Here is a 21,222-nt window from a genome sequence, read left to right as displayed (position 1 = left end):
CGGCGGCGAGGCGAGGTGGGGGCGGAGCGGCGCATGTCGGACAACGAGCACGAGACGCTCCGGCAGAAGGCCCTGGCCGAGATCGCCCTCCTCGATACGCCGCCCGAGCGCGAGTTCGATGCCCTGGCGAAGCTCGCGCAGCGTATGCTCGGCACCAGCATGTCGTCGATCACGCTGATCGCCCCGGAGCGCCAGTGGTTCAAGGCCTATTGCGGGCCTCTCGCCCCGCAGACCCCCCGGGATCGGGCGTTCTGCCCGATCGTGGTCGAGACCGGGGCACCGCTCGTTGTCGCGGATGCCCGCCTCGATCCTCGCTTCGCCGGCAGCCCGTTCGTCACGGGCGCACCGAACATCCGCTTCTACGCGGGCGTCCCGGTCCGCGTTCAGCGGCCCGGCAGAAGCCCGGTGACGGTCGGGACGCTCTGCGTCCTGGACGAGCGGCCGCGGGAGCCGACGCCGACCGACGTGGAGGTTCTGGAGGGTCTGGCCTGCCTCGCCGAGGCTCTCATCGAGGCGCGATCCGTCGCCCGTCGCGCTGCCGAGGCCGCAGAGGAACACCGTCTGACCGCGGAGCGGCTGGAGCGCGAGCGCCGTCAGTTCAAGCAGGCCGAACGCATGGCGGACATGGGGTCCTACCGATACGACATCGAGAGGCAGTCCACGGCGTGGTCGGACGGCGTCTTCGCCATCCATGAACGGCCGATCAGCGGCGGCGTCCCGACCGACGAGATCCTGAACCACTTTCCCGAGCCGGACCGCACCGCGTTCGTCGCGGCGGTGATGCGCACGCTGGAGACGGGCGAGCCGTTCGAGCTGGATGCCGATTTCGTCACCGCGAAGGGCAATGCGCGGCGCGTGCGATGCTCCTGCGAGATCGAGCTCGCGAAGGGCAGGCCCGTCGCCCTCATCGGCCTGATCCAGGACATCACCGAACGGCACGGCTTGGAGCAGCGCCTGCGTCATCTGGCTCGCACCGACGATCTGACCCAGCTGGCCAACCGCGTCGAGTTTCACCGGGTTCTCGATGCCCGGCTGCGGGCGGCACGCGCGGCGGACGGCGACGTGGCCGTCCTTCTGATCGACCTCGACGGTTTCAAGGGCGTCAACGACGCCCTCGGCCATGCCGCGGGCGATGCGGTGTTGCGCCGTGTCGCCGATCGGCTGCGCGCCTCCTGCACCGCCGGGAGCTTTCCGGCGAGGCTCGGGGGCGACGAATTCGCCGTCGTGCTGTCCGCCGATGTCGACGGCGTGGGAGTGGATCGCACGGTGCGGCGCCTGCTGCACGACCTCGAGATCGTCATGGAAGGCTCCGGTCACATCGCTCGGGTGACGGGAACGATCGGGATCGCGTGGTCGAGCACGGCCGGGCAGGACCGCGATCGGCTCCTGCGTCAGGCCGATGCGGCCCTCTACGCCGCCAAGCGCACCCGGAAGGGAACGGCGGCGACCTACCGTGCCGACGCCGATTACCGGCAGGCGGGTTGAACCCGCCCCCCGCTGCGACGCGCGGGAAAGCGTGCCCTGGCGCTACAACGCCTCCCCCCGCATCAGCCGCGGCTGGCGCCCCCGCAACCCCGCGGCTTCGCGAATGAACAGGCGCTTGAGGCCCGGCATCCGGTCGACGAGGCCGAGGCCGAGGTCGCGGGCGAGGCGCACCGGGAGCGCGTCGGTGGAGAAGAGACGGTTGAGGCCGTCGGTGGCCGCGCCCATCGCCAGAGTGTCGAAGCGGCGGCTGCGCTCGTAGGCTTCCAGCGCCTCGGGGCCGCCGGGGTCGAGGCCGAGGCGCATCGTGTCGGCGAGGGATTCCGCCAGGGCGGCGGCGCTGCGCAGGCCGAGATTGAGGCCCTGCCCGGCGATCGGGTGGATGACGTGGGCGGCGTCGCCCAGCAGCAGCAGGCGCTTCGCGCCGAAGCGCCGGGCGATGCCGAAGGCGAGCGGATAGGCCCTCAGCGGCGATTCGAGGGCGATTTGTCCGAGCGCCAGGCCGAAGCGGCGCTCGACCTCCATCAGGGCCTCCTCCGGCCCGCCGCCGAGGAGCGCCGGCACGTCGGCCTGGCGCTCGGTCCAGACGATCGAGGAGCGGTGGCCGAGGGGCCCGCCGGGGGGCAGCGGCAGCACCGCGAAGGGGCCGGAGGGCAGGAAGTGCTCGATCGCCCGGCCCTCGTGGTCGCGCTCGTGCGCCACCGTCGCGACGATGCCCGATTGCGGATAGGACCAGCCGACCCAGCCGATGCCGGCCGCCTCGCGCAGGCGCGAGCGGGCGCCGTCGGCCGCCACCACGAGGTCGGCCCGGATCGTGCGCCCGTCCGGCAGGCGCGCGACGATGCGGTCGGCGTCCGGTACCGCCGCCTGGACCGGGCTTGCCTCCAGCACCACGCCGGCCGCCGCGGCCGCATCCCGCAGGGCCGCGAGCAGGCCGCCGCCCTCGACCATGTGGGCGAAGGGCTCGCCCTCGGCCACGTCGCCCTCGAAGGTCAGGAAGGTCGGCCGCACCGGGTCGGCGAGGCGGCTGTCGGTGATCACCATCTCGCGGATCGGCTGGGCGCTCGCGCAGACCGCGTCCCAGACCCCGAGGCGCTCGAGCATCCGCCGGGCGGCCGCCGCCACCGCGTAGGCGCGCAGGTCCCGGGGGGCGTCCGCACGACCGAAGGCCGGGTCGCAGACCGTGATCCGCACCGCCTCGCCGAGGGCCTGGCGCAGGGCGAGCGCCAGGGCCAGCCCCGGCAGCCCGCCGCCCGCGACCACGATCTCCCGTGCCGCCGCCCGCCGCCCGCTCACGCCTTCGCCCTGCGCCATGTCGCCAATGCCCGCTGCTCAATCCTCGGGCAGGGCTCTTAGCACGTCGGGCGGCGGGTTGCGTCGCTTGACGGCGCGCATCGGCCTGCGTCAGCTACGCGCCCCTCCCCTGGCCCGGATCTCTTCCCTTGCGCGCGGTCGCCGAACTCCTCGACATCCTCGATCTGGAGACGCTCGAGCAGAACCTCTTTCGCGGCCGCTCGCCGAAGGACCGCTGGCAGCGGGTCTATGGCGGGCAGGTGATCGGCCAGGCCCTCGTCGCGGCGACCCGCACCGTGCCGCCGGAGCGCCGGCCGCACTCGCTCCACGCCTATTTCCTGCTCGGCGGCGACCCGAAGGTCCCGATCGTCTACGAGGTCGACCGCATCCGCGACGGCCGCAGCTTCACGACGCGGCGGGTGGTGGCGATCCAGCACGGCCGGCCGATCTTCTCGATGTCGGCCTCCTACCACGTCGAGGAGCCGGGCTTCGATCACCAGGCCCCGATGCCGGCGGTGCCGATGCCCGAGGACCTGCCGGGCGAGGGCCTGCTCAAGGCCTCGATGATGCCCCGCATGCCCGAGCCGGTCCGGGCCTATTTCGAGCGCGAGCGGCCGATCGAGCTGCGCCCGGTCGAACCCGAGCGCTACGGCGAGCGCAAGCCCGGCTCGTCGCGCTTCCACGTCTGGATCCGGGCGACCTCGCGGCTGCCGGACGATCCCGCCATCCACCAGGCGGTGCTGGCCTACGCCTCCGACATGACGCTCCTCGACACCTCGCTCAGCCCCCACGGCCGCACGGTGTTCGAGAGCGAGATCCAGCCGGCGAGCCTCGACCACGCCCTGTGGTTCCACCGGCCGTTCCGCGCCGACGAGTGGCTGCTCTACGCCCAGGACAGCCCGAGCGCGTCGGGCGGCTGCGGCTTCGCCCGCGGGCTGATCTTCACCCGCGACGGCACGCTGGTGGCCTCGGTCGCTCAGGAGGGCATGATCCGCGAGAAGCGGACGGCTCCGACGCCCGAAGCCTGATCCATTCTGCCTTATTCCCAGGCATATGCTGATTTTTTGAACTGCAATGCCGCCGGGAGCGGCTTCAATCTCCGCAATCGGCCCAGGAACCGGGCAGCGTAGCCGCATCGAGCGGTCCGCTCGCTGGCACGTTCCTTGATTGGATGTCCCCGAGACCGGCGCCGGGCCCCGATGGGTCCGTTCGGGCGCCGGATCACGCCCCGACCCGGCCGCAAGCCGGCGGGAGCGCCAATCGAAAGGGGGCTCGTCCCATGAAGATCGTCATGGCCATCATCAAGCCGTTCAAGCTGGAGGAGGTCCGCGACGCCCTCACCAGCATCGGCGTGCACGGCCTGACCGTGACCGAAGTGAAGGGCTACGGCCGGCAGAAGGGGCACACCGAGATCTATCGCGGGGCCGAGTACGCCGTCAGCTTCCTGCCCAAGCTCAAGATCGAGGTGGCGGTGGCGGTCGACCTCGTCGCGAACGTCGTCGACACCATCGCGGCCGCCGCCCGCACCGGCCAGATCGGCGACGGCAAGATCTTCGTGATGCCGCTCGAGAAGGCCGTGCGCATCCGTACCGGCGAGACCGACGTCGACGCCCTCTGAGACCTTGCCCGCGCGGGGCGGCTTTTCGCGCCCCTCGCCCCCTTTCCCGTCATTGCCTTCGATTCCATCGGGAGTTTCTCTTCCATGAAGCTACGCAACGTCCTGGCTCTGGGCCTGGGAGGCGCCGCGCTCGCGCTCCTCCTGGTGGAGCCGTCCCTGGCGCAGACGCCGACCGTCGAAGCGGCCTCGTCCGCGCCGGCCGCCGCGGCAGCGGCGGCGCCGGTGCCCAACAAGGGCGACACGGCCTGGATGCTGATCTCGTCCGCGCTGGTGCTGATGATGTCGGTGCCGGGCCTGGCGCTGTTCTACGGCGGCCTCGTCCGCACGAAGAACATGCTGTCGCTGCTGACCCAGGTCTTCGCCATCGTCTGCGTCGCCTGCATCGTCTGGGTGTTCTTCGGCTACAGCCTCGCCTTCACCAATGGCGGCGGCCTCAACGATTTCGTCGGCGGCTTCTCGAAGGCGTTCCTGCGCGGCGTCGACGCCAACTCGGTCGCGGCGACCTTCTCGAACGGCGTCGTCATCCCCGAATACGTCTATATCTGCTTCCAGATGACGTTCGCGATGATCACCCCGGCGCTGATCGTCGGCGCCTTCGCGGAGCGGATGAAGTTCTCGGCCCTGCTGCTGTTCAGCACGCTGTGGCTGATCTTCATCTACTTCCCGATGGCGCACATGGTCTGGTACTGGGGCGGCCCGGATGCGGTCGGCAACGCCGCCAAGGCGCTGGCGGCGGCCACCGACGAGGCCTCCAAGAAGGCGGCCCAGGACGCCCTCGACGCCGTCAACGCCGATGCCGGCCTGCTGTTCAAGTGGGGCGCCCTCGACTTCGCCGGCGGCACCGTGGTGCACATCAACGCGGGCATCGCCGGCATCGTCGGCTGCCTGATGCTCGGCAAGCGCATCGGCTACGGCCGCGACCTGCTCGCCCCGCACTCGCTCACCATGACGATGATCGGCGCCTCGCTGCTGTGGGTCGGCTGGTTCGGCTTCAACGCCGGTTCCAACCTGGAGGCCAACGGCTCGGCGGCGCTCGCCATGATCAACACCTTCGTGGCCACCGCGGCGGCCGGCCTGTCCTGGCTCCTCGTCGAGTGGGCCGCCAAGGGCAAGCCCTCGCTCCTCGGCATGCTCTCTGGCGCGGTCGCCGGCCTCGTCGCCGTCACCCCGGCCTGCGGCTTTGCCGGTCCGATGGGCTCGATCGTGCTCGGCCTCGTCGCCGGCGCCGTCTGCTTCGTGATGTGCTCGACGGTCAAGAACGCGCTGGGCTACGACGACTCCCTCGACGTCTTCGGCGTGCACTGCGTCGGCGGCATCCTGGGCGCGCTCGCCACCGGCATCCTGGTCAATCCGGCTCTCGGCGGCGTCGGCGCACCCGACTACGCGACGAAGCCCGGCGAGCTGGTGGCCGCGGCCTACGAGTTCGGCCCGGCCTTCCTGGCCCAGGCCAAGGCGGTCGGCTTCACCATCATCTGGTCGGGCGTCGGCTCGGCGATCCTCTACAAGATCGTCGACGTGGTGGTCGGCCTGCGGGTGACGCAGGACGAGGAGCGCGAGGGCCTCGACCTCGCCGATCACGGCGAGCGGGCCTACAACTACTGAGGATTGGATGCGCCGGGGCGGTCGCCGCCCCGGCGCATCGGAGACGAGAGAAGCCCCGGCGCAGTCGCGCTGGGGCTTCTTTTCTGTGGCATGACCGTCAATCGGCCGTCCGGGGAAGCATGTCGCCCCTCAGGAGCCGATCTTGGATTGCACCTCCGCAAGCAGGGCCTCCGCCTGAGCGACGGCCCATGCTGCCTCGTCGGAACCGGGCGGCTCGGAGGTATCGTCGGCCAGCATCCTGATTTCGTGCACGCGATTGAGCGCCCGTCCAAAGGCGGCATCGCCGTCATCATCATGCATGCCGCGGGCGCGGCTGCCGAACAGCACGACGTCCTTCACCGGATAGCGCCCAACGAGGTGCCGTACGAAGATCCGTGCCGCCCGCGCGGTCTCGGGAGCGGGCAGGACGGGAGCGGGCAGGACAGAAGCGCGCATGACAGAAGCGGGCATGGGCGCCTCACGCGTTCATGACGGGATTTGATCCGGTCACCCGGAAAAGTCCAGCAGAGCCAGCGGCTTCCCGCCGGTCTCCCGCAATGCCGCAAGATCCAGTTAGCCTTAAACCACCATTAACCGCACCGCCCCATCCTCACGGTCCAGTTCCGCGTACCCGGTATCGTCCCGCATGCGTTCGCTTCGTCGCTCGGCATCGCCCTACGATGGCCTCATCGACACGCTCCGCGCGTTCCTGACGCGGCGGGCGACGGAGGTCACCGGCCTCGCCCTGCTCGTCGGGGCGGCGTGCTTCACCGTTGCCCTGGCGACGTGGTCGATCGACGACCCGAGCCTCAACCACGCCACTTCGCGCGCCGCCCGCAACCTGCTCGGCTTCGGCGGCGCGGTGGTGTCGGATCTCGGCATGCAGCTCCTGGGGCTCGGGGCGCTCGCCTTCGCGCTGCCGCCGGCGGTGTGGGGCATGCGGTTGCTGCGCACCCACCGGCTCGCCCGGATGCAGCTGCGGATCGTGCTCTGGATCATCGGCTTCGGGGCGGCGAGCGGCATGGCGAGCGCCCTGCCGCCGACCGCCCGCTGGCCGCTGCCGACCGGGCTCGGCGGGGTCGCCGGCGATGCGCTGCTGGGTGCCGCCAAGGCGATCGCCGGGCCGGCCGGAGCCTTCGCGGGCTTCCTCTACGCGGCGGTCGCGGTGATCAGCCTGACCGGCTCCTGCGGCTTCGGCCTGATCGAGGACGAGGACGGGGACGACGAGGCCGAATCCTTCGCCCCGGTGGTGAGCCGCTACGACGAGCGCCAGCCCCGCCGCGGCACCGCGACGCCGCACGACGACGAGTCGCCCGGCCTCGGCCTCGCCTCCCTGGGCGCGCTGGCGCATCTCGCGATGAGTGCCAAGTCGGCCGTGGTCCAGCGGGTCGATGCGATCCGCGACGGCTCCTGGCGCCAGACCGGCCACGATCCCTATGCCGGCAACTCGCCGGCGCTCGCCGCCCGGCGTGCCTTCGCCGAGCCCGGCGAGGCCGAGGCCTGGGACGAGCCCGAGCCCACGGCCGAGACGCCCGCCCGCGTCAAAGGGTCGGCCAAGGAGGCATCCAAGGTTCCGGCCAAGGGCGGGCGGCGCGAGCCGGTCTTCACCGATGGCGCGCCGCGCCGGGCCGAGCCGGCCTTCGATGAACCGGAGGACGACGAGGACGGGCTCGCCGCCGAGGCCGCGCCGCGCGGCCGGGTCGCCCCCCCTCCCCCGCCGATCCAGACCCGCCGCGCCCCGGCCCCCGGGCCGGCCTCGCCGGATTCCTACGATCTGCCCGCGCTGACGCTGCTCGCCGAGCCGCGCCACCCGGCGCCGAGCGCCGCGGTCTCGACCGACGCGCTGGAGCAGAACGCCACCCTGCTCGAATCGACGCTGGAGGATTTCGGCGTGCGCGGCGAGATCCTGGCCGTGCGCCCGGGCCCCGTCGTCACGCTCTACGAGCTGGAGCCGGCGCCCGGCACCAAGTCGAGCCGCGTCATCTCGCTCGCCGACGACATCGCCCGCTCGATGTCGGCGGTCTCGGCCCGCGTCGCGGTGGTCCAGGGCCGCAACGCCATCGGCATCGAACTGCCGAATGCGCGCCGCGAGACCGTGTACCTGCGCGAGCTCCTCGCCTCCCCGGCCTTCGCCGAGACCAAGCAGAAGCTCGCGCTCTGCCTCGGCAAGAATATCGGCGGCGAGGCGATCATCGCCGACCTCGCCCGCATGCCCCACCTGCTCGTCGCCGGCACCACCGGCTCGGGCAAGTCGGTCGCCATCAACACCATGATCCTGTCGCTGCTCTACCGGATGACCCCGGAGGAGTGCCGCCTGATCATGGTCGATCCCAAGATGCTGGAACTCTCCGTCTACGACGGCATCCCGCACCTGCTCTCCCCCGTCGTCACCGATCCCAAGAAGGCGGTCATCGCCCTCAAATGGGCGGTGCGCGAGATGGAGGAGCGCTACAAGAAGATGTCGAAGCTCGGCGTTCGCAACATCGACGGCTTCAACGCCCGGGTGGCGGAGGCACGGGCGCGGGGCGAGGTGATCACCCGCACGGTCCAGACCGGCTTCGACCGCGAGACCGGCGAGGCGGTCTACGAGGACGAGATGATGGATCTCGCCCCCCTGCCCTACATCGTGATCGTGGTCGACGAGATGGCCGACCTGATGATGGTGGCGGGCAAGGACATCGAGGGGGCGATCCAGCGCCTGGCCCAGATGGCGCGCGCCGCCGGCCTGCACCTGATCATGGCGACGCAGCGCCCGTCGGTGGACGTGATCACCGGCACGATCAAGGCGAACTTCCCGACCCGGATCTCCTTCCAGGTGACGAGCAAGATCGATTCGCGCACGATCCTGGGCGAGATGGGCGCCGAGCAGCTGCTGGGCCAGGGCGACATGCTGTTCATGGCGGGCGGCGGGCGCACGACGCGCGTGCACGGCCCGTTCTGCTCGGACGACGAGGTCGAGCAGGTGGTGGCGCACCTGAAGCGCCAGGGTCGGCCCTCCTACCTCGAGGCGGTGACCGCCGAGGAGGGCGAGGAAGAGCCGGACGCGCCGGTGATGGACCAGGGCGGCTTCGGCGAGCCCGGCGCCGATCTCTACGACCAGGCGGTGGCGGTGGTGCTGCGGGACAAGAAGGCGTCGACGAGCTACATCCAGCGCCGTCTCCAGATCGGCTACAACCGGGCCGCCTCGCTGATGGAGCGGATGGAGCGCGAGGGCATCGTCGGCCCCGCCAACCATGCCGGCAAGCGCGAGATCCTGCTGGAGGAGCAGGACGGCTGAGGCCGTCCTGCTCCGGAGCGCGGTTCAGCGCTGGCCGAAGCTCGCCTCCTTGAACAGGTCCTTCAGGTGGTGGGGCTGCGAGCGCCAGTACTGCTTGGGCGCACGGACCCGGGCGCCGAGTTCGGCGGCAGCGTGCCAGGGCCAGCGCGGATCGTAGAGCAGCGCGCGGGCGAGCGAGACCGCGTCCGCCTTGCCCTCGACCAGGATCGCCTCGGCCTGGCGCGCCTCGGTGATGAGGCCGACCGCGATGGTGACGAGGTCGGTCGCCGCCCGCACCCGCTCGGCGAAGGGCACTTGGTAGCCCGGCCCGATCGCGATCTTCTGCCGGGGCGAGACGCCGCCGGTGGAGACGTGGATGGCCGCCGCGCCCCGCGCCTTCAGGGCCTGCGTGAACGCGATGGTCTGCTCGACCTCCCAGCCCTCCTCCACCCAGTCCGTCGCCGAGACCCGGGCCCAGACCGGCTGGCCGGCGGGAAACACTTCCCGCACCGCCTCGAAGACCTCGAGGGGGAAGCGCATCCGGTTCTCGAGGCTGCCGCCGTATTCGTCGCTGCGCTGGTTGGCCACCGGCGAGAGGAACTGGTGCAGCAGGTAGCCGTGCGCGGCGTGGATCTCCGCCGCCTCGATGCCGAGGCGTGCCGCGCGACGGGCGGTGGCCGCGAACCCGTCGCGGATGCGCTTCATGTCCTCCCGGTCGAGCATTCGCGGCGCGACCTCGCCCTCGGCATGGGCGAGCGGCGACGGCGCCTCGGTCAGCCAGCCGCGGGGTGACTCCGGCGCCACCTGCTGGCCGCCGCGCCACGGCGCCTCGCTCGACGCCTTGCGGCCGGCATGGGCGATCTGGATGCAGATCGGCACCGGCGCGTAGTCGCGCACCGCATCGAGGACCTTGGCCAGCGCCCGCTCGGTGCCGTCGTCCCATAGCCCGAGATCGCCATGGGTGATCCGCGCCTCCGGCGACACCGCCGTCGCCTCCAGGGTCAGGAGCCCGGAGCCCGACATCGCGAGCTGGCCGAGATGCATCATGTGCCAGTCGGTGGCCTCGCCGTCGCGGGCCGAATACTGGCACATCGGGGCGACGATGATCCGGTTCTCCAGCTCCAGGCCGTCGAGGCGAAGGGGCTGAAACAGGGCGGGACGGCTCATGCGGGAACTCCGGGTGAGGATGGCCGCACTGTGCCGCGCCCCGCCCGGTCGTGCCAGCGCGGGCGCTGCAGGGCGCCTGCGCGTTAGCGCCTGCTCATCGGGTGCGGCGGCGCACTCACCACCCCCGGCCGAGGCTCACGGCGATCCGGCTCGGCCGGGTGCCGACCAGGGCGGCGGCGAGGCGCTTGCGCGCGCGGGTCGCCGCGCCGCGCGCCGCGGCGGACGCGCGCGAGCGGAGCGACGGGGCCGCGATCTCGGCCAGCCGCTCGCCTGCGCTCACCACCCGCTCCACGGCCTGGAGGGTCTTGGGGTCGGCCTCGGTCAGGGCGCAGATATCCGACAGGCTGCTGCGGAGCGCGTGCATCGCCTCGCGCGGATCCGCGCCGCGGGCGAGATCGAGGATACCGTGCTCGATGCGCTCCAGAAGCGCCCGGAGCGGCTCCGGCACCACGGCGACGGACGCGACGGCCTCGACGCCTTGGCACGACGACGCCCCACGGACATCCGAAGCGAGCATGACGGTCCCTCACCACGCGGGAACTGAACGCAGGTCACACTTCCATCGTGCCAAAGCCATCAAGAGAATTCAACCACTTGTGTGGTCCGACCGGCTCGGCTAGACGTTCAATGCCTTGCTAAATTCAATATTCCAAAAGCGGGCGCCAGAACAAAGATATCGCGATGTATCTGCCTGCGAACTCCGCCAAGAATGCAAAACATTGTCACGATGTTACATCGTCGACCACGCTGACAAGTCGATCCAAACTTACCCTGCTGAAGCGTCTGCAATATTCGGCAAGACACAAAAAAATTTCTTGAATACGTCGTGACCCCGATGGATCCGGATCGTACGATGCCCCTGCGCCCCGTTTTCGGCGATCATCCCGGCAGCACCAGCGAGCAGGTCCTGTCCGTCCTGCGATCGGTCCGTCGCCACCTGGCGATGGATGTCGGCTTCATCTCGGAATTCGTCGCAGGCGACCGGGTGATTCGCTTCTCGGATGTCGGAGGCCCGGCGCCGAACCCCGTCGTGGTCGGGACCTCCGCCCCGCTCGAACAGAGCTTCTGCTACTACGTCGCCAAGGGCCTGATGCCCGGGCTGATGCCGGATGCGGCGCGGGATCCGGTCGCCGGTACCATGCCGGTCACCCGCGACATGCCGGTCGGAGCGCATCTGAGCGTCCCGCTGCGCCACGCCGACGGCGAGCCCTACGGGACGCTGTGCTGCTTCAGCTACACGCCCGACCGCAGCCTGACCGCCCGCGACCTCGGCATGCTGCGACTATGCGCCGACATGGTGGAGTCGATCCTCTCCCGGGACCGCGACGCCGCGCGCGAACGCGAAGGCAAGCGCCGGCGCATCGCCGCCCTGCTCGACACGCAGGCGATCGAGATGGTCTTTCAGCCGATCTACCGCACGGCGGATGCGAGCCTCGCCGCCTTCGAGGCCCTGGCGCGCTTCCCCTCGCCGCCCGGACAGGGTCCCGACATCTGGTTTGCCGATGCGGCGGAGGTCGGCCTCGGGGAACAGCTCGAATTCCTCGCCCTGCGCAAGGCCCTGGCGGCCTTCCCGGCCTTGCCCGCCGGGGTCAAGCTGTCGGTGAACCTGTCGCCCTCCGCCCTCGCCGCGCCGGGCCTGATCGAGGCCCTGGGCGACGCGCCGTCCGAACGGCTGGTGATCGAGCTCACCGAGCACGCGGCGGTGGCGTCCTACGAGCAGCTGCGCGCCGTGCTCGATCCGCTGCGCGCCCGCGGCCTGTTTCTGGCGATCGACGATGTCGGGGCCGGGCACGCCACGCTGCGGCACGTGCTGGATCTCGCGCCCGAGATCATCAAGCTCGACATGAGCCTGATCCGCCACATCGACACCCATTCCGGCCGCCGCGCCCTGACCGAGGCGCTGACGGGCTACGGACGGCGCATCGGCTGCGAGATCGTCGCCGAGGGGGTGGAGACGCAAGCCGAATACGCCGTGCTCCGGGGCATCGGCGTGACGCGGGTGCAGGGCTTCCTCACCGGCCGGCCGCTGAGCCTCGACGCCGCCGCGGCGCTGCCCCCGGTCGGGCCGGCGGCCCTCGAGGGGGCGTCGGAGGGCTGAGCGGACCGCCGCTCAGCCGAGACCCCGCTCCCGCAGCGCCCCGCCGATCTCGTCGAGGACGCCTGGATCCTCGATGGTCGGCGGCATCGCCCATTCCTCGCCGTCGGCGATCTTCTTCATCGTGCCGCGCAGGATCTTGCCCGAGCGGGTCTTGGGCAGGCGCCCGACGGTCAGCGCGAGCCGGAAGGCCGCGACCGGGCCGATGCGCTCGCGCACCAGCGCCACCAGCTCGCGCTCGATCGCGTCCGGCGCCTGCGACACCCCGGCCTTGAGCACCACGAAGCCGCAGGGCGCCTCGCCCTTGAGGCTGTCGCGGATGCCGATCACCGCGCATTCGGCGACCGCCGGGTGGGAGGCCAGCACCTCCTCCATGCCGCCGGTCGAGAGGCGGTGGCCGGCGACGTTGATGATGTCGTCGGTGCGGCCCATCACCGAGACGTAGCCGTCGGAATCGAGGAAGCCCGCATCCGAGGTGTTGTAGTAGCCCGGATAGGTCGTGAGGTAGCTCTCGCGGAAGCGCTCGTCCTGCTGCCACAGGGTCGGGAGGGCGCCGGGGGGCAGCGGCAGCTTGATGGCGATGGTGCCCATCGTGTCCGGAGGCAGCGGCTTGCCGGCCTCGTCGAGCACCTGCACGTCCCAGCCCGGCATCGCCACCGTCGGGCTGCCGTGCTTGACCGGGAGCGCGCCCAATCCCACCGGGTTGGCGGCGATCGGCCAGCCGGTCTCGGTCTGCCACCAATGGTCGATCACCGGCACGCCCAGGATCCGCTCGGCCCAGGCGACGGTGTCCGGATCGGCCCGCTCGCCGGCGAGAAAGAGGGTGCGGAAGCGCGAGAGGTCGTGGCCCTGCATCAGCCGAGCGTCCGGATCCTCCTTCTTGACGGCCCGAAGCGCGGTCGGCGCGGTGAACAGCGCGACCGCCCCGGTCTCGGCGATGACGCGCCAGAACGCGCCGGCATCCGGCGTGCCGACCGGCTTGCCCTCGTAGAGCACGGTGGTGCAGCCGTGGATCAACGGCCCGTAGACGATGTAGGAATGGCCCACCACCCAGCCGACGTCGGAGGCGCACCAATAGGTCTCGCCGGGGGCGACGCCGTAGAGGTTCGGCATCGACCAGGCCAGGGCCACGAGGTAGCCGCCGGTGTCGCGCACCACGCCCTTCGGCTTGCCGGTCGTGCCGGACGTATAGAGCACGTAGAGCGGGTCGGTGGCGGCGACCGGCATGCAGGGCGCGGTACGGCCCTCGGCCTTGGCCTGGGCCACGGCCTGCGCCCAATCCCGGTCGCGTCCCTCGACCATCTCGGCGACGGCTTGCGGCCGCTGCAGGATCAGGCAGGATTCGGGCTTGTGCGAGGAAAGCCGGCAGGCCTCGTCGAGGAGCGGCTTGTAGGCGACGACCCGGGCCGGCTCGATGCCGCAGGAGGCGGCAAGCACCACCTTGGGGGTGGCGTCCTCGATCCGGGCGGCGAGCTCGCGGGCGGCGAAGCCCCCGAACACCACCGAATGCACGGCGCCGATGCGGGCGCAGGCCAGCATGCCGAACAGCGCTTCCGGCACCATCGGCATGTAGAGCACCACCCGGTCGCCGCGCCCGACGCCGAGACCCTGGAGCACGGCGGCGAGGGCCGCGACCTCGTCCAGAAGCTCGGCATAGGTGATCCGGCGCTTGGTGCCGGTGACGGGAGACTCGTACAGGATCGCCGCCTGGGCGCCGCGTCCGGCCGCGACGTGGCGGTCGACGGCGTTGTGGCAGGCATTGACCTCGCCCCCGGGAAACCAGCGGCCGTAGGCGCCTTCCTCGGGGGCGAAGACCCGGGCGGGCGGCGTCACCCAGTCGATCGCCCCGGCGGCCTGCCCCCAGAACCCCTCCGGGTCGCGCTGCCAGGCGGCGTAGGTCTCCGGGTAGCGGCTCGGGCTGGCCATGGCGTTTCCCTCCGGCGCGCCGCTCGTCTCGGGGCGATCCTGCGCCTCAGATAGAGCAGCGACGGCGATCACCGGAAGTCGAACTTTCGTAAGGAGCGAGACGGATTGATCGCGGCGTCCTCGTGGTTACTCTGGCCGGACAGGCAGCAGGACGATCCATGACCGGCGCGACCCTCTACGACCACGGCCTCGACCGGAATCCGGCCAACCACCAGCCGCTGACCCCGCTCACCTTCCTGGAGCGGGCGGCGGCGGTCTTCCCCGAGCGGACGGCCGTCATCCATGGCGCCTTGCGGCGCGACTACCGCGACCTCTACGCCCGCTGCCGGCGCCTCGCCTCGGCGCTCAAGGCCCGCGGCATCGGGCGGGGCGACACGGTGGCGGTGATGCTCGCCAACACCCCGGCGATGATCGAGTGCCATTACGGGGTGCCGATGGCCGGGGCGGTACTCAACACCCTCAACACCCGGCTGGACGCCGCGATCATCGCCTTCTGCCTCGACCACGGCGAGGCCAAGGTCCTGATCACCGACCGGGAATTCGCCCGCATCATGGGCCCGGCCCTGGCGCAGGCCGGGGTGACGCCGCTCGTCATCGATTACGACGACCCGGAATATGACGGCCCGGGCGAGCGCCTCGGCACGATCGAGTACGAGGAGTTTCTCGAAGCCGGCGACCCCGCTCACAAGTGGGCGATGCCCGCCGACGAGTGGGACGCGATCAGCCTCAACTACACGTCGGGCACCACCGGCGATCCGAAGGGCGTGGTCTACCACCATCGCGGCGCGTCGCTGCTCGCGGTCGGCAACGTGGTGGCGGGCCATCTCGGCCGGCACCCGGTCTATCTCTGGACCCTGCCGATGTTCCACTGCAACGGCTGGTGCTTCCCCTGGACCCTGTCGGTGGTGGCCGGGACCCATGTCTGCCTGCGGCAGGTCCGGGCCAAGGCGATGTACGACGCCATCGCGGATCACGGCGTGACGCATCTGTGCGGCGCGCCGATCGTGATGTCGCTCCTCATCAACGCGCCGGCGACCGAGCGGCGCGACCTGTCGCGCCGGGTCTCGTTCCTCACCGCCGCCGCGCCCCCGCCGGAGGCGGTGCTCGCCGGGATGGCGGAGGCCGGGTTCGACGTGACCCACGTCTACGGGCTGACCGAGACCTACGGCCCGGCGGTGGTGAACGAGTGGCACGCCGACTGGGATGCCCTGAGCAAGGACGAGCAGGCGGCCCGCAAGGCGCGCCAGGGCGTGCGCTACCCGCCGCTCGAGGCCCTCGACGTGCTCGATCCCGAGACGATGCAGCCGGTGCCCGCCGACGGCGAGACGCTCGGCGAGGTGATGTTCCGCGGCAACGTGGTGATGCGCGGCTACCTGAAGAACCCGACCGCGACCGAGGCCGCCTTCCGGGGCGGCTGGTTCCACTCGGGCGATCTCGGGGTGAAGCACCCGGACGGCTACATCCAGCTCAAGGACCGCTCGAAGGACATCATCATCTCGGGGGGCGAGAACATCTCGTCGATCGAGGTCGAGGAGGCCCTGTTCAAGCACCCGGCGGTGGCGGCCGCCGCCGTGGTGGCCAAGCCCGACGAGAAATGGGGCGAGACGCCGTGCGCCTTCGTCGAGCTGAAGGGCTCCGAGATGATCTCGGCCGAGGAGCTGATCGGCTGGTGCCGCCAGTCGCTGGCCGGCTTCAAGGTGCCCCGGCACGTCGTCTTCACGGAACTGCCCAAGACCTCGACCGGCAAGGTACAGAAATTCGTGCTGCGGGAGATGGCGAAGGCGCTGTGACGGAGCCGCGAGCGCTCGGGCTTCCGGATGGGAACTCGGGCGCTTCGGGCCCGCGCGCCGGAGCGTCGATGCCTGTCAGGCTCGACCTCGCCCGATGGTGCGGGCGGGAGCTTCCGGGATCGGAAAAATCACGGTTGCCGGCGGCGCTGGCGGGACTCACCTCCGCGTCGCGCACCCTGCGCATGTCGTCTAGCGGGAGCAAAACCCGCCGGCCGTCGTCGCTATGAAAATGGTCGCAATGAGCGGGGGCCGCCGCGTCGATACGCCGGCGCGGCGGCGCGCTGAATTCTGCCGGGCTAGTGCATCACGCGAGTGGACGTCGTCCGCAGGCGACTGATCTCATCCTTCAGGTGAAGCTTGCGCCGCTTGAGTTCGACTATTCGCAAGTCGTCGGTGGAGAGGTGGGTGCAGGCGTCCTGAATCTCGCGCTCCAGGGCTTCGTGCTTACGCTCGAGCTCGGTGAGATGCGTGTGCAGCGACATCAGCCATTGCCTCCTGTCATGTAGGTGACACACGAAGCCTGCCACAGCCCGCGGCCGATGTCTAAGGCATTCCGTATTGCAATTGCGTAATGTGCACCGCAGCGCGGCGCCGCCGAGAGGCTGCACAACCCCCGCCGAGCCCCCGCGATGCCCTTGCCGGAGGGCGGGCCCTCGTTCATTCTTCGCCGCATCATCCCAGGGCTTAGGGCGGCGATGGCGTTCGAGTTGAGTGCGGAATCGACGGCGGAGTACGAGACCGAGCTGGCGCGGCTCCGGGAGGAGCATCGCGACCTCGACGACGCGATCGAGGCGCTGGCGGGCGTGATGGCCGGCGACCGGCTCCAGCTCCAGCGCCTGAAGAAGCGCAAGCTCGGGATCCGCGACCGCATCTCCTTCCTGGAAGACCAGCTCACGCCGGACATCATCGCCTGAGGGCGGCGTCCCGCGGCGGCTTGCGGGAGCGCGAGCGCGCCGCTACTGCGGAGGGATGACCGGTCGCGGCCCGTTCGCGCGGCTTAGCGGCGCTTTTGCGAGAGGATGCGCTTGACGATGGCGGCATCGCCCCCCGTCGCAGTGATCATGGGCAGCCAGTCCGACTGGGCCACCATGCGCCACGCGGCCGAGACCCTCGACGCCCTCGGCATTCCCTACGAGGCCCGCATCGTCTCGGCCCACCGCACCCCGGACCGCCTGGTGGCCTTCGCCAAGGGCGCCAAGGCGGCGGGCGTCAAGGTGGTGATCGCGGGCGCCGGCGGCGCCGCCCACCTGCCCGGCATGGCCGCCGCGATGACGCCGCTGCCGGTCTTCGGCGTGCCGGTCGAATCGAAGGCGCTGTCGGGCCAGGACAGCCTGCTGTCGATCGTGCAGATGCCGGCCGGCATCCCGGTCGGCACGCTGGCCATCGGCCGGGCCGGCGCCGTCAACGCGGCGCTCCTCGCCGCCGCCGTCCTCGCCCTGACCGACGCCCCCCTGGCCGAGCGGCTCGATGCCTGGCGCGCGCGCCAGAGCGCAGCGGTCGCCGAGCACCCGGATACGAGCGCCCCGTGAGCAAGCCCCTCATCGCCCCCGGCGCCACCGTCGGGATCATCGGCGGCGGCCAGCTCGGCCGCATGATCGCGGTCGCGGCGGCGCAGTACGGGCTCAAGGCCCATATCTACTGCCCCGACCCCGACAGCCCGGCCTTCGAGGTGGCGGGCCGCCGGACCGTGGCGGCCTACGACGACGCGGCGGCGCTCCGGGCCTTCGTCGAGTCCGTCGACGTCGTGACCTACGAGTTCGAGAACATCCCGAGCCGCACCGCCGAGATCCTGGCCGCGCACCGGCCGCTGCACCCGAGCGCCTCGGCGCTCGCGACGACGCAGGACCGGCTGACGGAAAAATCCTTCGTCGCGGGCCTCGGCATCCCGGTCGCGCCGTTCCGCGCGGTGGACGACGCCGCCGGCCTCGCGCAGGCCGTGCGGGAGATCGGCCTGCCGGCGGTGCTGAAGACCCGGCGCTTCGGCTACGACGGCAAGGGCCAGCTCATGCTGCGCCAGGAGGATTTCGGCGAGGCGGGCTTCGACCCCGCCGCCGCGATGGCCTCCCTGCACGACCAGCCCTGCATCCTGGAGGGCTTCGTGCCGTTCGAGGCCGAGGTCTCGGTGGTGGCGGCCCGCAACGCGGAAGGGCGCTTCTCGGCCTACGCCCCCTGCGCCAACGAGCACCGCCACCACATCCTCGCCCGCACCGTGGTGCCGGCGCCCGGCATGACGCCGGAGACCGCCGCCGAGGCGGTGTCGATCGCCCGCGCCATCGCGGAGGCGCTGGACTATGTCGGCGTGCTGGCGGTGGAGATGTTCCTGGTCCGCGGGGCGGACGGGCGGGCGGGCGTCGTCGTCAACGAGATCGCGCCGCGGGTCCACAATTCCGGCCACTGGACCATCGAGGGGGCCGAGACCTCGCAATTCGCCCAGCACGTCCGGGCGATCTGCGGCTGGCCGCTCGGCAGCCCGGCCCTGACCGGCCGCTCGGTCGAGATGCTGAACCTGATCGGCGACCAGGCCGACAACTGGACCCAGATCCTCGCCGAGCCCGGCAGCCACCTGCATCTCTACGGCAAGGGCGCGGCCCGGCCCGGGCGCAAGATGGGCCATCTCACCCGGGTCGCGACCGGCGCCTGACCCGGCGCCCGGCACCGACGGGTGAGGCCGCTGGGCCACACCCGTCGCCACGCAGCGCCCTCCCCTGCCGCAACGGCGCCGGGAGCCACACCTTCGCCACATCGTCCCGCTCAAGCGGAGAGGCGCACTGCCTTTAAGCCGGCCTTCACCTCGATCGAGGAAGGGTCGTCCGGCACCAGGACCGCTTCGAGGCGGCGCGTGCGTGCGGATTGCGATGGTGCGCGGCGCAACGCGGATGCGCCGCCCCGGGGGAGCGGGTGATGAACAACGTGATCGGCTGGAGCCGTGTGACACCGGCGGCCCGGATGCTGGGAGCGACCGTGCTGACCGCGCTCGCGCTCGCCGGCTGCGACACCGTCAGCCGGGCCACCGCGACGCGACAATTCGCGGTGGTCGAGGCCGACAAGTCCGGCGCGACCGAGGTGAACATCGCCTCCCTGTCGGACGTGATCCAGCGCAACCCGAGCGACGCGGCGGCCTACAACACCCGCGGCGCGGCCTATGCCCGGGCGGGGAACTTCGATTCGGCGATCGCCGACTTCACCAAGGCGATCCAGCTCGACCCGAACTCGGCCTCGGCCTACGGCAACCGGGCCCTGGCCTATCGCCAGTCGGGCCGCAGCGACGCGGCGCTGCAGGACTTCACCAAGGCGATCAACGCCGACCCGAACTACACCGCCGCCTATATCGGGCGCGCCAACCTGCAGCGGGCGCAGGGCAACTACGAGGCCGCCTACAGCGACCTCAGCCAGGCGATCCGCCTGACGCCGGAATCCGCCGAGGCCTACCACGCCCGCGGCCTGGTGCGGCAGGCGCAGGGCCAGCACCGCTCCGCGATCGGCGATTTCGACGCCGCCATCGACCGCAACCCCTTCGTGGCGGCGCCCTACGCCGCCCGCGGCCAGAGCCTGATCGCCACCAACCAGTACGACAAGGCGATCGAGGACTACAACGCGGCGCTGAACGTCAACAACAAGGACGCGGATTCCTGGGCCTATCGCGGCCTCGCCTACGAGAAGTCGAACCGCCGCCAGGAGGCGGTGGAGAGCTACCAGCGCGCCATCGCCATCGATCAGGGCAACCCGATCGCCAAGCAGGGCCTCGGCCGGATGCAGGGCGGGATGGCGTCGCTGTTCCGGTAAAGTCCGGAGCAGATTTGATAGGTTTCCAGGGCTCCCGGCGGTACGCTGGGAGCCTTTTTCGTCGCCGCGATTACTGTGCCTCGTCCTATGGCCCTGCCGAGAAGGGCAAGGCGAACAGCCCAAAACCGCTCGACCATGAGCGTCGGGGCGTGTTCGACTGGATTCCACAGGGCCGGAGCTCTCTTGCTCGTTCCGGGCCGTATCATGCTACGGTGATGGAATGTCTCGCATGCGAACCAGAGTTTCCGAGAAGAAGACGCTTCGGCCCTGATCCCCTCGAATAGAGCGCAGGGGCGCTCGGGGTCAGGGCCTGCGTCAGAGGCTCTTTTGGAAAAGCACCATCGTGGTGTGCGTCGACATCACCGTGCGCGGCTGATGAAGACCCGCGAGGATTATCATGGCGGAGCGACTGGCCGGCGGCTTTCGCCCCAGGCTATTCTCTCCTTCTGGTCTCGAACGCCGACCCCATGCTCGTGCTGGATGTGCGGCAATCCTCGCCGATGGCTCGATGAGGTCACGGTACAGGAACGCCGGGCCTTCCAGGCGGATGAAGCAAGAAACGAGGCTGCAGTCGAGCAGATTGCGGAGCGGTGACGGACAGAGCACGAAGACCAGGTATCGCTCCCCTGGCTTCGTGCTCAGGCACTTACCCGTAGCTCGCACCTCGCGGGCGCCGTCCCTGACCGCTGCACCAACCCGAATCTTTGCATCCCACAACCGGCCATCGCCGAGGCGGGAGACCCGCCGGAGATACGCGGGGAACCTTCGGCGCGATCGTCACAGCACCTTCCGGTACTGGATGAATCCCGGCCGGTCGGCCAGCGTGTCGTAGAGCGCCCGGGCGGTGACGTTGGCCTCCTGGGTCAGCCAGTAGACCCGGCTCGCCCCCGCCTCCTTGGCGGCGGCGTAGACCGCCTCGATCAGCGCCCGTCCCACCCCCTGCCCGCGGGCGGCCTGCGCGGTGAACAGGTCCTGGAGGTAGCAATAGGGCCCGGCGGTCCAGGTCGAGCGATGGAAGATGTAGTGGACGAGGCCGGTGACGGTGCCGTCCTGCTCGGCCACGAGGGCGTGCATCGGCTCCGATGCGTCGTGCAGGCGGGTCCAGGTGAGGTCGGTGACCTCGGGGGCGACCGTGGCGCCGTAGAAGGTCAGGTAGCCCTGCCAGAGCGGATCCCAGGCGGCGCGCTCGTCGGGGCGCAGCGGACGGATGATGGGGCTCGGCATGAGCGGC

General features: G+C 70.9%; 18 protein-coding genes. 11 read left to right on the top strand and 7 right to left on the bottom strand.

The genetic code is table 11. The features are described 5' to 3' along the window. Positions 1-33: 33 nt before the first annotated feature. Positions 34-1,485, top strand: a complete 1,452-nt coding sequence (locus miv_RS03055) for a diguanylate cyclase domain-containing protein (RefSeq protein ID WP_207181372.1) — start codon at positions 34-36, stop codon at positions 1,483-1,485. 42 nt (positions 1,486-1,527) lie between these two features. On the opposite strand, the gene miv_RS03050 is transcribed toward miv_RS03055, so the two are convergent. Beyond that, the gene (locus miv_RS03050; RefSeq protein WP_048426847.1) at positions 1,528-2,796 is read right to left on the bottom strand and encodes an FAD-dependent monooxygenase; all 1,269 of its coding nucleotides are present in this window, start codon (positions 2,794-2,796) and stop codon (positions 1,528-1,530) included. Positions 2,797-2,924: 128 nt separating this feature from the next. Here miv_RS03050 and tesB point away from each other — a divergent pair, with 128 nt between their 5' ends. From tesB to miv_RS03035, 3 genes are all read left to right on the top strand, one after another. After that, on the top strand, positions 2,925-3,803 hold the full coding sequence (tesB, locus tag miv_RS03045) for an acyl-CoA thioesterase II (RefSeq protein ID WP_048426846.1): 879 nt from the start codon (positions 2,925-2,927) through the stop codon (positions 3,801-3,803). Between the two features lie 251 nt (positions 3,804-4,054). Beyond that, positions 4,055-4,393 carry a P-II family nitrogen regulator gene (locus miv_RS03040; protein ID WP_048426845.1) on the top strand — a complete coding sequence of 113 codons (339 nt, stop codon included), beginning with the start codon at positions 4,055-4,057 and terminating at the stop codon, positions 4,391-4,393. 84 nt (positions 4,394-4,477) lie between these two features. Further along, on the top strand, positions 4,478-5,995 hold the full coding sequence (locus miv_RS03035) for an ammonium transporter (protein ID WP_207181366.1): 1,518 nt from the start codon (positions 4,478-4,480) through the stop codon (positions 5,993-5,995). 129 nt (positions 5,996-6,124) lie between these two features. On the opposite strand, the gene miv_RS03030 is transcribed toward miv_RS03035, so the two are convergent. Beyond that, complete coding sequence (locus miv_RS03030) at positions 6,125-6,445, bottom strand: nucleotidyltransferase family protein (RefSeq protein ID WP_125901271.1); 321 nt, start codon at positions 6,443-6,445, stop codon at positions 6,125-6,127. A gap of 175 nt (positions 6,446-6,620) precedes the next feature. Here miv_RS03030 and miv_RS03025 point away from each other — a divergent pair, with 175 nt between their 5' ends. Next, positions 6,621-9,251 (top strand): DNA translocase FtsK, encoded by a 2,631-nt coding sequence (locus miv_RS03025; RefSeq protein ID WP_207181364.1) that lies wholly within the window; start codon positions 6,621-6,623, stop codon positions 9,249-9,251. A 24-nt stretch (positions 9,252-9,275) separates the two neighbouring features. Here the strand turns inward: miv_RS03025 and miv_RS03020 are convergent, their stop codons facing one another. Together miv_RS03020 and miv_RS03015 are read right to left on the bottom strand one after the other, a co-directional pair. Next, positions 9,276-10,397 carry an NADH:flavin oxidoreductase/NADH oxidase gene (locus miv_RS03020; protein WP_048427329.1) on the bottom strand — a complete coding sequence of 374 codons (1,122 nt, stop codon included), beginning with the start codon at positions 10,395-10,397 and terminating at the stop codon, positions 9,276-9,278. Between the two features lie 115 nt (positions 10,398-10,512). After that, a complete protein-coding gene (locus miv_RS03015) occupies positions 10,513-10,914 on the bottom strand; it encodes a hypothetical protein (protein WP_207181362.1) in 402 nt (133 codons plus the stop codon). Between the two features lie 336 nt (positions 10,915-11,250). Here miv_RS03015 and miv_RS03010 point away from each other — a divergent pair, with 336 nt between their 5' ends. Continuing rightward, entirely contained in the window at positions 11,251-12,495 is a 1,245-nt protein-coding gene (locus miv_RS03010; RefSeq protein ID WP_207181360.1) for a sensor domain-containing phosphodiesterase, read from the top strand. Between the two features lie 12 nt (positions 12,496-12,507). Here the strand turns inward: miv_RS03010 and miv_RS03005 are convergent, their stop codons facing one another. Continuing rightward, positions 12,508-14,418 carry a propionyl-CoA synthetase gene (locus tag miv_RS03005; protein WP_207181358.1) on the bottom strand — a complete coding sequence of 637 codons (1,911 nt, stop codon included), beginning with the start codon at positions 14,416-14,418 and terminating at the stop codon, positions 12,508-12,510. Positions 14,419-14,576: 158 nt separating this feature from the next. On the opposite strand from miv_RS03005, the gene miv_RS03000 reads away from it, so the two are divergent. Further along, complete coding sequence (locus miv_RS03000; RefSeq protein ID WP_207181356.1) at positions 14,577-16,208, top strand: acyl-CoA synthetase; 1,632 nt, start codon at positions 14,577-14,579, stop codon at positions 16,206-16,208. Between the two features lie 296 nt (positions 16,209-16,504). Here the strand turns inward: miv_RS03000 and miv_RS02995 are convergent, their stop codons facing one another. After that, entirely contained in the window at positions 16,505-16,690 is a 186-nt protein-coding gene (locus miv_RS02995) for a YdcH family protein (RefSeq protein ID WP_048427332.1), read from the bottom strand. Between the two features lie 213 nt (positions 16,691-16,903). Between miv_RS02995 and miv_RS02990 the strand changes: the two genes are divergently transcribed. The 4 genes from miv_RS02990 (at position 16,904) to miv_RS02975 (ending at position 19,991) form a co-directional block, all read left to right on the top strand. Next, positions 16,904-17,122 carry a YdcH family protein gene (locus miv_RS02990; RefSeq protein WP_048427363.1) on the top strand — a complete coding sequence of 73 codons (219 nt, stop codon included), beginning with the start codon at positions 16,904-16,906 and terminating at the stop codon, positions 17,120-17,122. A gap of 117 nt (positions 17,123-17,239) precedes the next feature. Then, positions 17,240-17,737 (top strand): 5-(carboxyamino)imidazole ribonucleotide mutase, encoded by a 498-nt coding sequence (purE, locus tag miv_RS02985; protein WP_048427333.1) that lies wholly within the window; start codon positions 17,240-17,242, stop codon positions 17,735-17,737. After that, positions 17,734-18,849: a 5-(carboxyamino)imidazole ribonucleotide synthase gene (locus miv_RS02980; protein ID WP_207181354.1), complete on the top strand. Its 1,116-nt coding sequence runs from the start codon at positions 17,734-17,736 to the stop codon at positions 18,847-18,849. Before purE ends, miv_RS02980 begins: the two co-directional genes overlap by 4 nt. Before the next feature lie 260 nt (positions 18,850-19,109). Further along, positions 19,110-19,991, top strand: coding sequence for a tetratricopeptide repeat protein (locus tag miv_RS02975; protein WP_048427335.1), 882 nt, complete (start codon positions 19,110-19,112; stop codon positions 19,989-19,991). Positions 19,992-20,768: 777 nt separating this feature from the next. On the opposite strand, the gene miv_RS02970 is transcribed toward miv_RS02975, so the two are convergent. Further along, complete coding sequence (locus miv_RS02970) at positions 20,769-21,215, bottom strand: GNAT family N-acetyltransferase (RefSeq protein ID WP_207181352.1); 447 nt, start codon at positions 21,213-21,215, stop codon at positions 20,769-20,771. Positions 21,216-21,222: the final 7 nt, after the last annotated feature.

The sequence above is a fragment of the Methylobacterium indicum genome (assembly GCF_017347565.1).
Lineage (GTDB): Bacteria > Pseudomonadota > Alphaproteobacteria > Rhizobiales > Beijerinckiaceae > Methylobacterium > Methylobacterium indicum.
Note: the sequence above shows the minus strand (reverse complement) of the source record. Positions and strands in the feature narration are given on the sequence as shown.

What these genes read in the sequence shown, in the direction of transcription:
- miv_RS03055 (WP_207181372.1), top strand. Translation starts at nt 34, where the DNA reads ATGTCGGACAACGAGCACGAGACGCTCCGGCAGAAGGCCCTGGCCGAG.
- miv_RS03050 (WP_048426847.1), bottom strand. Translation starts at nt 2,796, where the DNA reads ATGGCGCAGGGCGAAGGCGTGAGCGGGCGGCGGGCGGCGGCACGGGAG.
- miv_RS03040 (WP_048426845.1), top strand. Translation starts at nt 4,055, where the DNA reads ATGAAGATCGTCATGGCCATCATCAAGCCGTTCAAGCTGGAGGAGGTC.
- miv_RS03035 (WP_207181366.1), top strand. Translation starts at nt 4,478, where the DNA reads ATGAAGCTACGCAACGTCCTGGCTCTGGGCCTGGGAGGCGCCGCGCTC.
- miv_RS03030 (WP_125901271.1), bottom strand. Translation starts at nt 6,445, where the DNA reads ATGCCCGCTTCTGTCATGCGCGCTTCTGTCCTGCCCGCTCCCGTCCTG.
- miv_RS03025 (WP_207181364.1), top strand. Translation starts at nt 6,621, where the DNA reads ATGCGTTCGCTTCGTCGCTCGGCATCGCCCTACGATGGCCTCATCGAC.
- miv_RS03020 (WP_048427329.1), bottom strand. Translation starts at nt 10,397, where the DNA reads ATGAGCCGTCCCGCCCTGTTTCAGCCCCTTCGCCTCGACGGCCTGGAG.
- miv_RS03015 (WP_207181362.1), bottom strand. Translation starts at nt 10,914, where the DNA reads ATGCTCGCTTCGGATGTCCGTGGGGCGTCGTCGTGCCAAGGCGTCGAG.
- miv_RS03010 (WP_207181360.1), top strand. Translation starts at nt 11,251, where the DNA reads ATGCCCCTGCGCCCCGTTTTCGGCGATCATCCCGGCAGCACCAGCGAG.
- miv_RS03005 (WP_207181358.1), bottom strand. Translation starts at nt 14,418, where the DNA reads ATGGCCAGCCCGAGCCGCTACCCGGAGACCTACGCCGCCTGGCAGCGC.
- miv_RS03000 (WP_207181356.1), top strand. Translation starts at nt 14,577, where the DNA reads ATGACCGGCGCGACCCTCTACGACCACGGCCTCGACCGGAATCCGGCC.
- miv_RS02995 (WP_048427332.1), bottom strand. Translation starts at nt 16,690, where the DNA reads ATGTCGCTGCACACGCATCTCACCGAGCTCGAGCGTAAGCACGAAGCC.
- miv_RS02990 (WP_048427363.1), top strand. Translation starts at nt 16,904, where the DNA reads ATGGCGTTCGAGTTGAGTGCGGAATCGACGGCGGAGTACGAGACCGAG.
- purE (WP_048427333.1), top strand. Translation starts at nt 17,240, where the DNA reads ATGGCGGCATCGCCCCCCGTCGCAGTGATCATGGGCAGCCAGTCCGAC.
- miv_RS02975 (WP_048427335.1), top strand. Translation starts at nt 19,110, where the DNA reads ATGAACAACGTGATCGGCTGGAGCCGTGTGACACCGGCGGCCCGGATG.
- miv_RS02970 (WP_207181352.1), bottom strand. Translation starts at nt 21,215, where the DNA reads ATGCCGAGCCCCATCATCCGTCCGCTGCGCCCCGACGAGCGCGCCGCC.